This is a genomic window from Algoriphagus halophilus (assembly GCF_900129785.1).
Lineage (GTDB): Bacteria > Bacteroidota > Bacteroidia > Cytophagales > Cyclobacteriaceae > Algoriphagus > Algoriphagus halophilus.
The window spans coordinates 67688-83618 of sequence record NZ_FSRC01000002.1 but is presented as its reverse complement, the minus strand read 5'-3'; the positions used below and the strand labels follow the sequence as shown (position 1 = coordinate 83618).

Genomic DNA, 15931 nt, shown 5'->3' with positions numbered 1-15931 from the left:
ATTGGTCTAATTTTCAAATTATAATTTTATCCTATGAGCGAAGTACTCAATCATCATCAGATCAAGAAAAAAATCACCCGGATGGCATTTGAGATTTATGAAAGAAATCTCAATTCCGCAGGAGTAGTTTTTGCGGGAATCACAGGAATGGGAACCATTTTAGCGGATTTATTAGCCCAGGAATTACGAACTATCTCTCCATTAACTATTGAGGAGATAGAAGTTATTTTGGATAAAAGTAATTTACATTCAGAGGAGATTGAATTGTCTGAAGAGATCGAGCTTTCCGGAAAAACATTAATCCTTGTGGACGATGTGTTAAATACAGGAAAAACACTTGCCTACGCGATGAAACCTTTTCTAGACAAAGAATTATATAAGATGGAAATAGCGGTACTGGTAAATAGAAGCCATGGCCAATTTCCAATCAAGCCGGATTATACGGGTTATGAACTCTCAACTACTCTTAATGAGCACATCAAGGTAGATTTTTCCGGTGACCAATATTCTGTCCATTTACTTTAAATCATGTCTGTTCATTCTTCAGCAAATATTAAAAGAATCACTACTCATATCCTTCAGGAAATGAAGAACCGTGGTGAAAAAATATCTATGCTTACTGCCTATGATTTTTCGATGGCAAAAATCGTAGATGATGCAGGAATTGATATTATTCTGGTGGGAGATTCCGCTTCCAATGTGATGGCAGGTCATGAAACCACCCTTCCGATCACTTTGGACCAGATGATCTATCATGCATCTTCTGTAGTGAGAGCTGTCAGCAGAGCCTTTGTAGTGGTCGACATTCCTTTCGGATCCTATCAGGGGAATAGTTCTGAGGCTTTGCGTTCTGCTATTCGAATCATGAAGGAGTCAGGAGCTCATGCCATTAAAGTAGAAGGCGGCGCTGAGATTAAAGAATCTGTAGTGAGGATTTTGAGTGCTGGTGTTCCAGTCATGGGACATTTGGGCTTAACTCCTCAGTCAATCTATAAATTTGGGACCTATAGTGTCAGAGCTAAAGAATCTGCAGAAGCACAAAAATTGCTAGAAGATGCCAAGCTGTTAGAGGAATGTGGATGTTTTGCCATTGTGTTGGAAAAAATACCTGCCTCTTTGGCTAAAAAAGTAGCAGAATCAGTGTCAATTCCAGTCATTGGAATCGGAGCAGGAGGAGATGTAGACGGTCAAGTGTTAGTGGTACACGATTTATTAGGAATCACCCAAGAGTTTAAGCCTAGGTTTTTGAGACAATATGCGGATTTGCAATCAGTTATGATGGATGCATTTACCAATTACATCAAGGATGTAAAAAGTCGGGATTTCCCCAATGAATCTGAAAGTTATTAAGATTGAAAAAATGAAAGGCCGGTAAATCCGGCCTTTTTTAGTTTATATGGCATTTAAGCCTCTACAGATACGCTGGATTTTTCTTTCAGTCTGATCATAAAATCACTGAGTACATTCATGTAATTGATGAATGCATCATAGGGGGAATCATAAGGGCTAAAATAGGAATGTATATCTCCGTCAGAGAAGAATTTGGTACACATGTAATAGAAGTGGTCAGAGGTCTGTAAATACCTCCAGTCCCTTTTTATTTCTTCATCCTCAATGGTGTTGACCAACTTTTCAAGGTCATATAATCGATCGAATGCTTCGTCTTGTAAATCATTTCCGAGCCAAGCGGTTAGATCCCGTTCTTCATCTGCCCATGAGATTGGAATCGGAACATGGATTTTGCCAACAGGTGGGATTTTTGAAGCTATTTCTGAAGGAGTAGAGAAAGAAAAGTTAGTCTTTGTAAATACTGCCTCAGGAAGGTGTTTCATGAAATCAAAAATTCCTGTCTCAGCCCACTGGTGTTCTCCAAAGGTTTCGTAATCCATGAAAAGGTTCAGCGTTTCTTCCTCATTGGGAATCGCATTGATCCAATTGATGAATTTCTCAGTAGTTAATGGGTAATCATCCCAAGATTTATTGCCAAACCTGAAGGCGATGTCATCACTCAGTTGGAAATTTTTCAATAAAACTTTCAGCTTAGGTTCAATGCTATTTACATACACATAATTAGGGCTTTTCCATCCCAGAATATGTTTGGCGCCTTCCGTTAACATGGCATCGTAACCTAATTCGGATACCATTGCCCCAATTTCGTCAGAATAGATTAATTCAGTATTTCGGAACACCTTTGGAGTATAGCCATTAAATAACTCCTTGATTTTTGCTTGGTGTTTGTGGACCAAGTCTTTAAACTCATCCTTGCTTTTTAGAGAAGCTAAGGAGTGGGAATATGTCTCGTTTAAAAGTTCTACATGACCCGTATTGACCAGTTTCTGGAAGCTTTCCAGCACATCTGGAGCATATGCCTGCATTTGGTCCATGAACGTTCCTGAAATGGAAAAACTTACTTTGAATGCTCCATTGTAGTGATGGATCAAATCAAGGAGTAATGCATTCATAGGTAAGTAGCACTTCTGAGCTACTTTTCTCATAATGGACCGATTGCTGAAATCATCCCAATAATGATGATCTTCACCAATATCAAAAAAGCGGTAAGGTTTAAGGCGAAAGGGTTGATGAACTTGAAAATAAAAGCAAATAGTTCTCATGATCTTTGGGATAAAGTTTTTTCGTATACGGTAACAAGCTTAGCGGCTACATGTTCCCATTTTAATTTCTTCAATTCTTCACTTCCGAGCTCTTTAAACATTTGGGATATACCCTTGTAGTGCAAAAGAGCAAAAATGGCATCGGCCATCGCATCAATATCCCAAAAGTCAATTTTTATAGCATTGGTCAAGACCTCAGCTACGCCTGACTGTTTTGAAATAATGACTGGGGTATTATGTCGCACAGCCTCCAAAGGGGAGATTCCAAAGGGCTCAGAAACAGATGGCATGACATATACATCCGAGATAGCATACATGTGATCCACATCTTTACCTTTGAGGAACCCTGTGAAGTTGAATTTGGTGGCAATTCTTAATTCAGCTACACGATCGATCATTCTATTGAGTAAATCTCCAGATCCTGCCATTACAAACCGAACGTTTGGATCTCGGTCGATGACTTTCTTGGCAGCTTCTACAAAGTATTCAGGGCCTTTTTGAAAAGTAATCCTTCCCAAAAAAGTCACGATCTTCTCAGGTACTTTTTTCTTAAAAGTGGATTCAATAATACTGGCATCCAACACGGCATTGTGCAATACTGAAACCTTTTCGGCGGGGATCCCATATTTTCTGATGATAATATTTTTGGTTAGCTGACTTACGGCAACCACATGATCAGCGGCTTGCATTCCAGCTCTTTCAATATCATAGACCACTTGATTGACGGATTCTCCAGACCGATCAAACTCGGTAGCATGTACATGGGCTACTAATGGTTTACCACTTATTTCCTTAGCTGCAATTCCTGCAGGAAAAGATAGCCAATCGTGGGCATGGATTAATTCAAAATCACTTCTATCTCTGGCAATTTGAGCTCCTGTCAAGGCATATCTGGAAACTTCCTCCATTAGATTTTTCCCGTATTTTCCACTGAACTCGTACTTCGTGGAAAAAATACTTTCATCTACATCTGTTCGATCATGGATGGCATAGTCTGTGAATTTCTTATACTCTTCTGGACCCAAATAAGGAACTAAAAAACTACTGACTTCTAAATAGGTTAAGTTCTTCCAAATTGATTTGAATCTTTTTTCTCTATAATCAATGGTGACGTCACTCGCATTTACAAAATCAGCCATGGGTTCTTCATCCCCCCAAAGCTTTGGGACCACAAAAATAATGTCTTGATTATGGTGGCAAAGACCTTTTACCAAACCATAACAAGCAGTTCCAAGTCCTCCAGAAATATGTGGTGGAAATTCCCACCCAAACATTAATACTTTCATAAAAAGTTGATTATATCTTTTTGACCAAATCCATCATACGAAGCAATTCTGCCACACTCCAAGCTTGCGAAATAGCCCCTTTTGGCCTGTGAGGAGGGTCTCCATCATACAATTCTGCAACTGTACCCACACCATATTGGGTCATTACCCCATCAAATCCTTTAATTATCTTTTTGATAAAGTTAAAAGAAGATTTACCGTGAAGTTTTATATATCCTTCTACAAAATGACCTAGAGGCCAAGTCCACACAGTGCCATTGTGGTAGGCTTGATCTCTTGTGATTTGGTCACCAAAATAATATCCTTTATAGGAATAATCGTCAGGGGAAAGAGATCTAAGCCCCCTTGTGGTTAGTAATTTGGATTTAACTATTTCTAGAACCTGGTCATTTTGGGATTCGCTAAGCATGGTATAAGGAAGGGAGGTAGCAAATACCATATTAGGCCTAACTGACCAGTCCTTTTGATCTCCATTAACTACATCTGCTAAGTATCCATGTTTTTCTGACCAGAACTCTTTTACAAAGGAGGCTTTCGTTTTTTCTGCAAGAGCAAGAATTTTTTCATCTCCTGTAAGTTCATGGTAAAAACAAAGTGCATTGTACCAAAGTGCTTGGATTTCTACTGGGCAGCCCATTCTAGGAGTAACGGGGCCTTCAGGGGTGACAGCGTCCATCCATGTCAGAGCTTTCCCTTCCTCCCCACCATATACTAAACCATTGTCCTGAACTTTAATATTGAAATCTGTTCCATTGATATAGCCCTCAATGATTCCTTGCATCTTCCCTAAGTATCGATCCTTGATGGTTTTTAAGTCATTGGTGTAAATCACGTATTGCTGCAATGACCAGAAATACCACATAGGCGCATCGATGGAATTCATATTGGTCATGACTCCACTACCTACATTTGGGAATAGAGGCCCATGTAGGTCTTTGGACATGCTGTCCATAATGTCTAAAAATGTCTGGTATTCACCTGAGGGTAATGTTAATCCAGGTGCTGCGACAAAAGTGTCTCTTCCCCACCATCCAAACCAAGGATATCCAGCTATTATCCTGGTGTCTCCATTTCTTTTTCTAATAAATTGTCCCGCTGAATTTTTCAGACAGTTTTCAAAGTTGTTTCTTGGGATTCTTCTTGCAATTTCTTTTTTAAAAGCTGCTTCTCTAGTCTTAGGATCAGCTTCTGTCAGTCCTGCAGAAAGAATTACAGACTCTCCCTTAGTAATATCAAATTCAAAATATCCCGGTACATATAAATCCTCTTGGTAGTCATATCCACGTTCTCGTTCCTGGATGTATTCTATGTTGTAATACCAATCTGGAGCAGGTATAAACTCTCCTTTTTTGGAAAGCTGCATGTAGAGAGGGTCATATTTTTCATACAATTGAAATTTGACCCCATTGGGTACTTTGTTGAATTTTTTATTGATAAAAGTATTTGCTTTCATCAAGTTATGGTAGGGTCTGAAAGCAAGGAAAGGAGCCACCCGAATCTTAGTAGGAGAATGCGCGTCCAACAAGGTATATCGAATCATTACTCGATCCCTATTGGTGTCCAAAATCAACTCTTTCTGAAGAAGAACACCACCAACTCGATAAGTCAGTTTTGGGATCGGTTCGGAGTCAAAATCTTCCAGATATTTATGACCTCTGGGCGAATAATTGCCAGGAAATTTACTGATCCCCAAATTGAAGCTTGCCCCATGCTGAATCACTGTTTCGTGCACATTAGACAACATGACATGATTTTGGGAATCAATTTGAGGTTGGGGTACCACTAGAAGTCCATGATATTTTCGAGTATTGCACCCTATGATGGTAGTACTGGTGTAGGTGCCAGCTCTATTGGTTCTGATGATTTCACGGTCCAGAGAATAATTTAAATTAATCAGCTGGGTTTTATCAAAATGGATGTAACTCATAATAAATCATTGAATAGATTTAAAAATAGAGTTTTGTATCCATAAGAAAAATATTATAGAAAAAAATAAAGGTTATGTTTCCATAACCTTTTGTTTTTTTTAAGATAATCAGGAATGAACCCCCTCTTTTTGGAATTCTTCAAAATTTTTCAGGGATTCTTCAAATTTTGAAATGTAATTTTTAGTCATCCTTACATTGGTGCGCTTCACTACCGGGAATTTCGGATAAGATTGGAACAAAGTAAACATAGCAAATTGGTTTAGTTTAACGTCGAACGGACAAATGTTATGCCAGTTAAAGCTTCTTAAAACAAGAAAACCCCTCGATATGAGGGGTTTTGGGGTGAAAGACCGGGTTCGAACCGGCGACCTCTGGTGCCACAAACCAGCGCTCTAACCAGCTGAGCTACAATCACCATTTTTCATTTGAGAGACTTGTCTTCCAAATGGTCTGCAAAAGTAATTATTAAGATATTCCAGTGCAAGGTTACGGTTAATAATTTCTTAAAAAACTTATTCGCTCACCTTTTTTCTCTTCATGGAATTTTCCTTCTTCGTACGCCAAGTGTCCAGAAACGATCGTATGTGTCACTTTAGATTTGAATGTATGTCCCTCAAAAGGAGACCAGCCACATTTGGAAAGAATATTGCTTTTTTCAACGGTCCAAGGGGCATTTAAATCCACTAATACTAGATCGGCAAAATAACCTTCCCGGATATATCCTCTATCCTTGATTTCAAAAAGGATGGCCAGGTTGTGACACATTTTCTGAACAATCATCTCTAGACTGATTTTACCCTCATGGTAAAAGTCCAGCATGGCAACTAAACTGTGTTGATTCAATGGGCCGCCTGAAGGAGCTTTGGTATAAGGTTGAGCTTTTTCTTCCAAGGTATGAGGAGCATGGTCTGTAGCGATCACGTCAATGGTTCCATCTAAAACAGCATTGAATATTGCCTCTCTGTCTTTGGCGGTTTTTACAGCAGGATTCCACTTGATCAGGTTTCCCTTTTCTTCATAATCCTCTTCCGAAAACCACATGTGATGAATACATGCTTCAGAAGTGATTTTTTTATCTTTTAATGGAATGGAATTATCAAAGAGTTCAAGTTCCTTGGCAGTACTGATATGAAGTATATGGAGTTTGGTACCGTATTTTTTGGCCATGGCTACGGCTCTGCTAGAGGCATCGTAACAAGCTTCCTCGGACCTGATTTTTGGGTGGAATTTGACAGGGATATCATCCCCATATATTTCTTTAAAAGAATCCAGGTTAGCCTTAATGATATTGTCATTTTCACTATGAATCGCAATCAAGGTTTTACATTTCTCAAAAATCTTTTCGAGTACATGTGGATTGTCGACCAACATATTGCCTGTTGAGGAACCTTGAAAAACTTTGACCCCGCAGACATTAGAAGGGTCAACTTTTAGTATCTCTTCCAGGTTATCATTGGTGGCTCCGAAAAAAAAGGAATAATTCGCCAAGGAAACTTCTGATGCTCTTTTGTATTTTTCTTCCAAAAGTTCAATCGTGGTAGATTGAGGGATGGTATTGGGCATTTCCATATAGGTGGTGGTTCCACCAGCAACTCCCGCTTTTGCTTCCGTATATATTTCCGCTTTATGGGTCAGTCCGGGCTCCCTAAAGTGGACCTGATCATCAATTAATCCTGGAAGTAAATATTTTCCTTTCGCATCAATATGGGTGTCAGCGGCCTCAGAGCTTAAATCTGACCCAATTTTGGCAATTCTTCCATTCATTACTAAAACATCACCCGGACTTATCCGGCCTTCATTGACTATATTTGCGCCTGTGATTAATATACTTTTCATCGATTTATCAGATTCATTTACAAATTATACCATAAAATTAGCGAATCATGAGCAATGAGGCCTTAGGTTTTGAAGCATTTAAGCTAAATCGTCAATTATTAGACGCAATTGCTGAGGCTGGATACACTCATCCAACCCCCATTCAGGAGAAATCCATTCCTCTTGCCTTAGCTGGACATGATGTTTTGGGGATAGCTCAAACGGGAACCGGCAAAACGGCAGCCTATGTGCTTCCTATTTTAATGAAAGTAAAATACGCACAAGGAATGCACCCAAGAGCGCTGATTTTAGCTCCTACTAGAGAATTGGTGATGCAAATAGAGTCTGTGGTAAAGGACCTGGCGAAGTACACTGATCTCCGCCTTGCATGCCTGTATGGTGGGCTTGGTCCCAAAACACAAATCGAAACTATCAAAGCCGGGGTAGATATCATAATTTCTACTCCTGGGAGATTTCTGGATATTTACAGGAAGAATGAACTCTATACCAAGGATCTTAAAACCATGGTGTTAGATGAGGCAGATAAAATGATGGATATGGGGTTTATGCCTCAGATCCGATCTATTTTGGAAGTGATTCCTGTCAAAAGGCAGAACCTTCTTTTCTCAGCGACATTTGGAGGAAGGATTGAGAAATTGGCTCATGAATTTTTAGAATTTCCTGAGCGAGTAGAAGTAACCCCACAAGCCACTACAGCCGAAACTATAGGTCAGGTCAAATACCATGTCCCAAATATCAAAACCAAGATCAACCTCTTGGCGAAGCTTTTGGAGGAGGAAACGGTTAACAGAGCGATTATCTTTACCAGATCTAGGAAGAATGCAGAAGAAGTCTTCCATTTCTTGGATCGCAGGCATTTTGGGGAAATCAGAGTTATCCATGCGAATAAAGGGCAAAACACACGAATTAATTCCATGGAAGATTTCAAGGGTGGAGAGGTTCGGATTTTGGTGGCAACAGACGTGGCCTCTCGTGGTCTGGATATTAGTATGGTCTCTCATGTGATTAATTTCGATGTGCCATTGATCTATGAAGACTATGTTCACCGAATTGGAAGGACGGGAAGAGCTGAGCAGGAAGGGAAGGCCATTACTTTCGTAAATCCTGCAGAAGAGTACCATTTTGAACGGATTGAAGAAATCATTCGGATGAAAGTGGAAGAGTTACCAATCCCTTCAGGAGTAGATATCACCAACACGCCGTTTGAAGAGAAGCAGGCTTATGCAAGAGAACTTGATCGTTTGAAACAACGGGATGATCCAAATTACAAAGGGGCATTCCACGAAAAGAAGGAAAGAAAAAAAGCGAATCCTTTTACTGAAAAAGCAAAAGAGGAGAAGAAACGGGGCAATAAAAATTCGAAGGCGAAAAAGAATAGAAATCAGTTGAAGCAAAAAAATCAACGCAATAAAGGAAAGTAAAGAAAAAGCCTCGGAATTTATTTCCGAGGCTTTTTGAATTTATCTGGTTCCTCTTGTATTGGTACCGTCTACACGAATTTTATTTTCTCTATTGGCAAGATCCCAAGCTGTATAGAAAATCAGTTTCGCTCTTTTGGCCATCAATGGGAATTCGATTTTATCTACGGTGTCAGTTACTTGGTGATAATCATCATGAACACCATTGAAGAAAAAAGCAACAGGTATATTGTGCTTCGCAAAGTTGTAGTGGTCTGATCTGTAGTAGAATCTGTTTGGATCGTCTTCAGCATCATATCTGTAATCCAAGATCAAATTGCTGTACGTGATGTTGTTGTATTCCAAGATTTTTTTCAGATCTGTAGATAACATCTCCGAGCCAATTACATATACGAAATCTTTGTTTTCTGCATCTTGGTATTCGTAATCAATTCTACCCACCATATCTATATTGATATCTACAATGGTGTTTTCCAATGGAAGAATTGGGTTTTCGGAATAGTACTCAGAACCCAACAGGCCTTTTTCTTCTCCAGTCACGTTCAAGAATAAGATAGATCTTCTTGGTTTGATACCATCTTTGGCAGCAGTTGCAAATGCTTCTGCAATTTCCATGACAGAAACAGTACCAGAGCCATCATCATCTGCACCATTGAATACTTCTCCAGTGCTGCTAACCCCTACGTGGTCGTAGTGAGAAGAAATTACCACGATTTCATCTTTTTTGTCAGTTCCTTCTAAGAAAGCTAGGATATTGGAAGACTCCACATCTTCTACTTTCTTTTTGATTTGGTAGTTGGCTTTTTGAGACTTGATGGATTCAGGATTGGATTTAGCAGCTTCTTTCAATTCTTCTACAGAAGTTTCGAATAACTCTCCCATTTTATCAGAACTTACCATGAATATAGGTCTTTGCTCTACTTCTTTAGGGAACCCAATTCTTCCTTTTCCTGCTAGTGTTTTGTATCTATTGGCGATTCGATCAAAGTTGGCCTGACCTTCCATGGATACGATCACAATACCTGCTGCACCAGCATCCATTACTTTTTTGACTAAGTCATTGGAGCGTACACCTACAGCCCAAATACCAACTAGTTTATCAGTAACGTCTACTTTTGCTAAATTTTCATCAGACACTAATCCAAGAAAAACTAACTCAGATTTGGCTGCTTTCTTCATGTCGCCATCACCGGTAAAAACAAAGTCTTCGTTATTGACTAATTTATTTTTACCGATTTTCAAGGATACATCTTCAAAGGAAGTACTGACCAATTCCACTTTTTGAAGGTAACCGCCATCAACTGGACCAGTCAATCCTAGATTTTTGTAAAAATTAACAATGTATTCTGCTGCCATTTTTTGTTCCTCTGAACCAGTATCTCTGCCCTTCATCTCATCAGAAGCGAGGTAAGTCAAGTTTTTGGTAAGATCGGCAACGGTGATGGTATTGGCATATTTCACCTGAGCAGGTGTTTGTGCCAAAGACGGAAGCGAAAGCCCAAGAGCTAAAGCGCCTGTCAATAACAAGCTTTTATTCATCTTGATTATAATTAGGGTTTTATGTAAAACTTTTTTTGATACGTGAAATTTCAAAAATAAGCTGAAAATCAGCATCAAATCCTTTGTTAAAGTATTTTCCGGCCCAAAACTAGATATTTTTTTAACCCTTCAAACAACCGTCTGTAAATAAGAGTTAAAAGCTTGATAAAATATTGAAAATCTAAAAAGCTTTATCTGTCAATATATTGTACCTTTGCACTTTGAAAAACAAGGGCATGTTTTAACCCAAATATTCATTCTTCCCTACGTTCTTTATGAAGATCAATCTTTCAAACGCAGTAAAATTCGAAAACAGGCATAACGGTCCTACTGACGCAGAGATCGTCGAGATGTTAGAAAAAGTCGGAGCTTCCTCAATAGAAGAGTTAATCGACGAGACTGTTCCAAAATCCATCCAGTTAGAGAAGCCACTTAATCTTCCTTCTGCTCAGTTAGAGACAGATTTCTTGGTTGAATTCAAAAAGCTTGCTTCCAAAAACAAAGTCCTTAAATCCTTCATTGGTTTAGGATACTATGACACTTTTGTGCCAAATGTGATTTTGAGAAATGTGCTGGAAAATCCAGGATGGTATACTGCCTATACGCCCTATCAAGCAGAGATTGCGCAAGGTAGATTAGAGGCGCTGATTAATTTCCAGACCGTAGTGATGGAATTGACAGGAATGGAATTGGCAAATGCCTCATTATTGGATGAAGGTACTGCAGCCGCTGAAGCCATGGGGATGTTGTTTGCGGTTAAAGCAAGAGAGAAAAAAACTGCTACCAAGTTCTTTGTTGATGAAAATGTGTTTCCTCAGACGAAAGCGGTTCTTGAGACAAGAGCTGAGCCAATTGGGATTGAAATCGTCTATGGTTCTGTTGAAGAATTAGACGTTACTGATCCAGAATTATTTGGAGTTTTATTCCAATACCCTGATTCTGATGGTGTAGTTAGAGATTATAGCGCAATTGTAGCTGCTGCTAAAGAAAATAAAGTCCATACTGCTTTTGCTGCAGATTTATTAGCGTTGACCATTTTAACCCCTCCGGGAGAAATGGGAGCAGATGTGGTGGTAGGAACTGCCCAAAGATTTGGCGTTCCAATGGGCTATGGTGGACCGCATTCCGCCTTCTTCGCTACAAAAGAAGAGTTCAAAAGACAGATCCCTGGTAGAATCATAGGGGTTTCTTTGGATAGAGCTGGTAACAAAGCATATAGAATGGCGCTCCAGACGAGAGAGCAACATATTAAAAGAGAAAAGGCGACTTCCAATATTTGTACTGCCCAGGTATTGCTTGCTGTGATGTCGAGCTTTTATGCAGTTTACCATGGACCAAAAGGGCTTCAGAATATTGCATTGAGGACTCATGGTCTTGCAAAACTTACCGCAAATGGATTGAAGGAGCTAGGATTTGAAGTGTGTGAGAAAGAGTTTTTTGATACCATTAAGGTAACGCTAAGCTCTCATGACCAAGCCCATTTTTCTGCGATTGCAGTGGGGGCAGGTATGAACTTCAGATATGCCAAGGATGTGGTTTATATTGCTTTTGATGAGACAAAATCATTGAAAGATGCTCAAGAGGTAATTAATGTGTTTGCCTCTGCGGCAGGAAAAGACCCTGTTTCGTTAAAAGAAAAATCTGATAGCCTTGAAGTCGAATTCTCTGAAAGTTTGACTAGAAAATCAGAGTACTTGACTCATCCAGTGTTCAATAGTTACCACTCTGAACACGAAATGCTACGCTATATCAAGCGTTTGGAAAACAAAGATCTGTCTTTGGTTCACTCCATGATTTCTTTGGGATCTTGTACGATGAAATTGAATGCTACGGCGGAGATGATTCCTGTAACTTGGCCTGAATTTGGTCAGATGCACCCATTCACTCCAATGGCACAAACAGCTGGTTACCAAGAATTATTTGCTAATTTGGAAAGATGGCTGTCTGAAATTACCGGTTTTGCTGGAACTTCCCTTCAACCAAACTCAGGAGCGCAAGGAGAATTTGCAGGTTTGATGGTGATCAGAGCATATCATCAAAATAGAGGTGAGGCACATAGAAACATTGCATTAATTCCAACTTCAGCTCATGGAACTAACCCCGCCTCTGCTGTCATGGCCGGAATGAAAGTGGTATTAGTGAAGTGTGATGAAAAAGGAAATATAGATCTTGGAGATCTTAAAGCAAAAGCTGAAGCTCATTCAAATGATCTTGCTTGTTTGATGGTTACTTATCCATCAACTCACGGAGTATTTGAAGAAGCCATCAGAGAAATTTGTGCTACGATCCATGATAATGGTGGTCAAGTATACATGGATGGAGCCAACATGAATGCTCAAGTAGGATTAACCAGTCCAGGAAACATTGGGGCTGACGTTTGTCACTTGAACCTACATAAGACCTTTTGTATTCCTCATGGAGGAGGAGGACCAGGTATGGGACCAATCTGTGTAGCTAGTCATTTAGTTCCTTTCTTACCTGGAAACCCACTGGTAAAAACAGGAGGAAAAGATGCGGTTTCATCAATTTCTGCTGCTCCTTATGGGAGTGCCAGTATCCTACCAATTTCTTATGCTTACATCGCAATGATGGGTGGAGATGGTTTGACCAATGCTACCAAAATGGCAATCTTGAATGCAAACTATATCAAAGAAAGACTGAGCGGTCATTACCCAATCCTTTATACAGGAACAAAAGGTAGAGCGGCGCACGAAATGATTGTTGACTGTAGAGCATTTAAGGAAGTCGGAGTAGAAGTCGAGGATATCGCTAAGAGATTGATGGACTACGGATTCCACGCACCAACTGTATCCTTCCCTGTAGCAGGAACTTTGATGATTGAGCCAACTGAATCAGAGACAAAAGCAGAGTTGGATAGATTCTGTGATGCTTTGATTTCTATTAGAGCTGAAATTAAAGAGATCGAAGAGGGTAAAGCTGATAGGGTAAACAACGTGCTGAAAAATGCTCCTCATACAGCCAATATGGTATTAGTAGGAGAGTGGGACCTTCCTTATACAAGAGAGAAAGCCGTATTCCCAATTGACTATGTGAAGGAAAATAAATTCTGGCCTACCGTTAGAAGAATTGACTCTGCTTATGGTGATAGAAACCTCGTTTGTAGCTGTATTCCTGTGGAAGAATATGCAAGTGAAGAGTCCGAACTAGCATAGGTTCAAAACTTAATAGTTATAGAAAAGGCTGCCTTTGGCAGCCTTTTTTTGTTATTCTACGGTTAGTGGTTTTTGTTCACTCAATTCAATTTCGAGGCCTCCTACTTTGCTGGCAACGAGGTTATACATCCAAGCAAAAAGGGCCCCAAAGAGAAAACCTATTATTCCATAAAAGATTGGGATTCCAAGGATAATAATAAGGATAAAACCACTTCCAAAAGGTAGCCCTGCAGCTTCTGTTCCTATAAAAGCCAATACAAAAAGCCCGTAAGGAATTCCTATAATAGCGCCGATCCCAGCTAAAGTCAGTCCATAAATTCTAGCAGCGGAGCCAATCCCGATTTTTTTAATTACTTGCATAAAAATCTTTTTAAAGTTTTAGTTTAAAAATATAGGCAAAAAAAAAGCACATTATTGAAAATGTGCCTTAATTAATTCGTTTTGAAGAAATTTAAACGTTTACATGTCTTTCTGCATGATAGGATGAACGTACCAAAGGTCCTGATTCAACATATTTCAGTCCTCTTTTTAAACCTTCCTCTCTGTACATGTCAAACATGTCCGGATGAATAAATTCAGCCACTTCAATATGCATTTTTGTAGGTTGAAGGTATTGTCCTAATGTCAGGATATCGCAACCATGTGCTGCTAAATCGTCCATTGCTTTAAATACTTCTTCTTTCGTCTCCCCTAATCCCAGCATAATCCCAGTCTTTGTTCTTTTTCCATACTCCTTAGTGAGTTTGATTTGCTCCAAGGAACGGTCATATTTTGCTTGAGGACGTACTCTTCTATAAAGACTGCCCACTGTTTCCATATTGTGAGAAACTACTTCTTGGCCACCATCTATCATTCGATACAAGGCATCCCAATTAGATTTTACATCTGGAATAAGCGTCTCTATAGTAGTGGAAGGGGAAAGTTCCTTGGTCTGTACTACCGTTTGGTACCATATCTCAGCTCCTTTATCTTTCAATTCATCCCTATTGACAGAAGTAATTACTGCATGCTTTACTCCCATCAATTTGATGGCTTCAGCCACTCTTCTTGGTTCATCTGTGTCGTATTCCGGCGGTCTACCTGTGGCTACAGCACAGAAAGAACATGACCTGGTACATACATTACCCAAGATCATAAACGTAGCGGTCCCTGCTCCCCAACACTCTCCCATGTTTGGACAGTTACCACTTTCACAAATTGTATGAAGTTTATGTTCGTCTACAAGTTTTCTGACTTTGGCATATTCTTTCCCAATAGGAAGCTTTACTCTCAACCAATCAGGTTTTTTTCTGCGAGTTGCCTCTTCGGAAATAACAGGTAATTCGATCATGGAATTGTGATTTTTTGCAAAGTTACAGCAGTAGGTCGTAAAACCCAATTTGTATCACTTTCTAAACCCGTAATAAAAGGTGAAATAAACAGATTGGAAGAGTTGCCTATTTTCTGCTGTTGGAATTAAAGGTATTTCCTTGGTAAACCCTTCAAGCATGTATCCTAGTTCCAATCCGGTAACATTACTTCTAAAAACCCCGAATTCGAAATTTAAAGCAGCTTTTACATTAGCTCCAATTGCTAATTCTGATTGCCCAATCCCTTGAAATAATCGCCCGGTTCCCAAAATATTAAATCTACTTTGATGTACTTCAGGATCATATTGTTCGGATACTGTTTCTACCCTGTTTAAAGCATATTCAATATAATAGGGGGCAATTAAGCCAAGCGAAGGCCCAAAGGCTGCAAGTGCAGAAACCTGTACCCCCTGATTTGGGGCTTTTTTAAATAAAACTATTTCTCGTCCATACTGAGGACGAATAGAATAGAGGTAGTTTGATTTTCCAAAAATGTAACTGTTTCCCAAAACCGTGTTGTAACGGACTTCTTTTGGATTTTTTACATTCGATAATTCAATCGACCAGAAACTGAATTGTTCATCGGTAATTCTTGTTCCTACTTTGAATACAAATCCTCCAATAAGCCCACCATTGGTGTTCTTGTTTACTCCAAAGAGATATTCTTTGTCATATTCATAATTACCAATATCATCTCTTTGTGCGAAAGTGTCTATCGCAACAAAAATGAAAAGGAGCGGAAGAAGTAATTTCAGCTTGGTCATTCGAAAAGGTCGAAAATATTGCCCTA

12 protein-coding genes and 1 tRNA gene are annotated in these 15931 nt (G+C 39.4%); 4 read left to right on the top strand and 9 right to left on the bottom strand.

The window, feature by feature from the left end; genetic code table 11:
• Positions 1-33 precede the first annotated feature (33 nt).
• On the top strand, positions 34-525 hold the full coding sequence (locus BUR11_RS12300) for a phosphoribosyltransferase family protein (RefSeq protein WP_074225300.1): 492 nt from the start codon (positions 34-36) through the stop codon (positions 523-525).
• Positions 526-528: 3 nt separating this feature from the next.
• On the top strand, positions 529-1350 hold the full coding sequence (gene panB / locus BUR11_RS12295; protein ID WP_074225299.1) for a 3-methyl-2-oxobutanoate hydroxymethyltransferase: 822 nt from the start codon (positions 529-531) through the stop codon (positions 1348-1350).
• 53 nt (positions 1351-1403) lie between these two features.
• Here panB and BUR11_RS12290 read toward each other — a convergent pair whose 3' ends face one another.
• From BUR11_RS12290 to BUR11_RS12270, 5 genes are all read right to left on the bottom strand, one after another.
• Complete coding sequence (locus BUR11_RS12290; protein WP_074225298.1) at positions 1404-2612, bottom strand: glycoside hydrolase family 57 protein; 1209 nt, start codon at positions 2610-2612, stop codon at positions 1404-1406.
• Positions 2609-3898: a glycosyltransferase family 4 protein gene (locus BUR11_RS12285; protein ID WP_074225297.1), complete on the bottom strand. Its 1290-nt coding sequence runs from the start codon at positions 3896-3898 to the stop codon at positions 2609-2611. The genes BUR11_RS12290 and BUR11_RS12285 overlap by 4 nt, the downstream gene beginning before the upstream one ends.
• A gap of 10 nt (positions 3899-3908) precedes the next feature.
• On the bottom strand, positions 3909-5825 hold the full coding sequence (locus BUR11_RS12280; RefSeq protein ID WP_074225296.1) for an amylo-alpha-1,6-glucosidase: 1917 nt from the start codon (positions 5823-5825) through the stop codon (positions 3909-3911).
• A gap of 339 nt (positions 5826-6164) precedes the next feature.
• Positions 6165-6241 (bottom strand) — tRNA-His (locus BUR11_RS12275).
• A gap of 77 nt (positions 6242-6318) precedes the next feature.
• Positions 6319-7662, bottom strand: coding sequence for a dihydroorotase (locus BUR11_RS12270; protein WP_074225295.1), 1344 nt, complete (start codon positions 7660-7662; stop codon positions 6319-6321).
• Positions 7663-7709: 47 nt separating this feature from the next.
• Here BUR11_RS12270 and BUR11_RS12265 point away from each other — a divergent pair, with 47 nt between their 5' ends.
• Positions 7710-9083, top strand: coding sequence for a DEAD/DEAH box helicase (locus BUR11_RS12265; protein ID WP_074225294.1), 1374 nt, complete (start codon positions 7710-7712; stop codon positions 9081-9083).
• 39 nt (positions 9084-9122) lie between these two features.
• Here the strand turns inward: BUR11_RS12265 and BUR11_RS12260 are convergent, their stop codons facing one another.
• Positions 9123-10619 carry a M28 family peptidase gene (locus tag BUR11_RS12260; protein WP_074226113.1) on the bottom strand — a complete coding sequence of 499 codons (1497 nt, stop codon included), beginning with the start codon at positions 10617-10619 and terminating at the stop codon, positions 9123-9125.
• Positions 10620-10894: 275 nt separating this feature from the next.
• Between BUR11_RS12260 and gcvP the strand changes: the two genes are divergently transcribed.
• Positions 10895-13792, top strand: coding sequence for an aminomethyl-transferring glycine dehydrogenase (gcvP, locus tag BUR11_RS12255; protein ID WP_074225293.1), 2898 nt, complete (start codon positions 10895-10897; stop codon positions 13790-13792).
• A 51-nt stretch (positions 13793-13843) separates the two neighbouring features.
• On the opposite strand, the gene BUR11_RS12250 is transcribed toward gcvP, so the two are convergent.
• The 3 genes from BUR11_RS12250 to BUR11_RS12240 form a co-directional block, all read right to left on the bottom strand.
• Complete coding sequence (locus tag BUR11_RS12250; RefSeq protein ID WP_074225292.1) at positions 13844-14152, bottom strand: hypothetical protein; 309 nt, start codon at positions 14150-14152, stop codon at positions 13844-13846.
• A 91-nt stretch (positions 14153-14243) separates the two neighbouring features.
• Complete coding sequence (gene lipA, locus BUR11_RS12245) at positions 14244-15122, bottom strand: lipoyl synthase (RefSeq protein ID WP_074225291.1); 879 nt, start codon at positions 15120-15122, stop codon at positions 14244-14246.
• A gap of 54 nt (positions 15123-15176) precedes the next feature.
• Positions 15177-15905, bottom strand: coding sequence for a hypothetical protein (locus BUR11_RS12240; RefSeq protein ID WP_200800408.1), 729 nt, complete (start codon positions 15903-15905; stop codon positions 15177-15179).
• Between the last annotated feature and the right edge of the window lie 26 nt (positions 15906-15931).

Bases quoted from the DNA above. Each gene is read 5' to 3' on its own strand.
- BUR11_RS12300 (WP_074225300.1), top strand. From the start codon at position 34: ATGAGCGAAGTACTCAATCATCATCAGATCAAGAAAAAAATCACCCGG.
- panB (WP_074225299.1), top strand. From the start codon at position 529: ATGTCTGTTCATTCTTCAGCAAATATTAAAAGAATCACTACTCATATC.
- BUR11_RS12290 (WP_074225298.1), bottom strand. From the start codon at position 2,612: ATGAGAACTATTTGCTTTTATTTTCAAGTTCATCAACCCTTTCGCCTT.
- BUR11_RS12285 (WP_074225297.1), bottom strand. From the start codon at position 3,898: ATGAAAGTATTAATGTTTGGGTGGGAATTTCCACCACATATTTCTGGA.
- BUR11_RS12280 (WP_074225296.1), bottom strand. From the start codon at position 5,825: ATGAGTTACATCCATTTTGATAAAACCCAGCTGATTAATTTAAATTAT.
- BUR11_RS12270 (WP_074225295.1), bottom strand. From the start codon at position 7,662: ATGAAAAGTATATTAATCACAGGCGCAAATATAGTCAATGAAGGCCGG.
- BUR11_RS12265 (WP_074225294.1), top strand. From the start codon at position 7,710: ATGAGCAATGAGGCCTTAGGTTTTGAAGCATTTAAGCTAAATCGTCAA.
- BUR11_RS12260 (WP_074226113.1), bottom strand. From the start codon at position 10,619: ATGAATAAAAGCTTGTTATTGACAGGCGCTTTAGCTCTTGGGCTTTCG.
- gcvP (WP_074225293.1), top strand. From the start codon at position 10,895: ATGAAGATCAATCTTTCAAACGCAGTAAAATTCGAAAACAGGCATAAC.
- BUR11_RS12250 (WP_074225292.1), bottom strand. From the start codon at position 14,152: ATGCAAGTAATTAAAAAAATCGGGATTGGCTCCGCTGCTAGAATTTAT.
- lipA (WP_074225291.1), bottom strand. From the start codon at position 15,122: ATGATCGAATTACCTGTTATTTCCGAAGAGGCAACTCGCAGAAAAAAA.
- BUR11_RS12240 (WP_200800408.1), bottom strand. From the start codon at position 15,905: ATGACCAAGCTGAAATTACTTCTTCCGCTCCTTTTCATTTTTGTTGCG.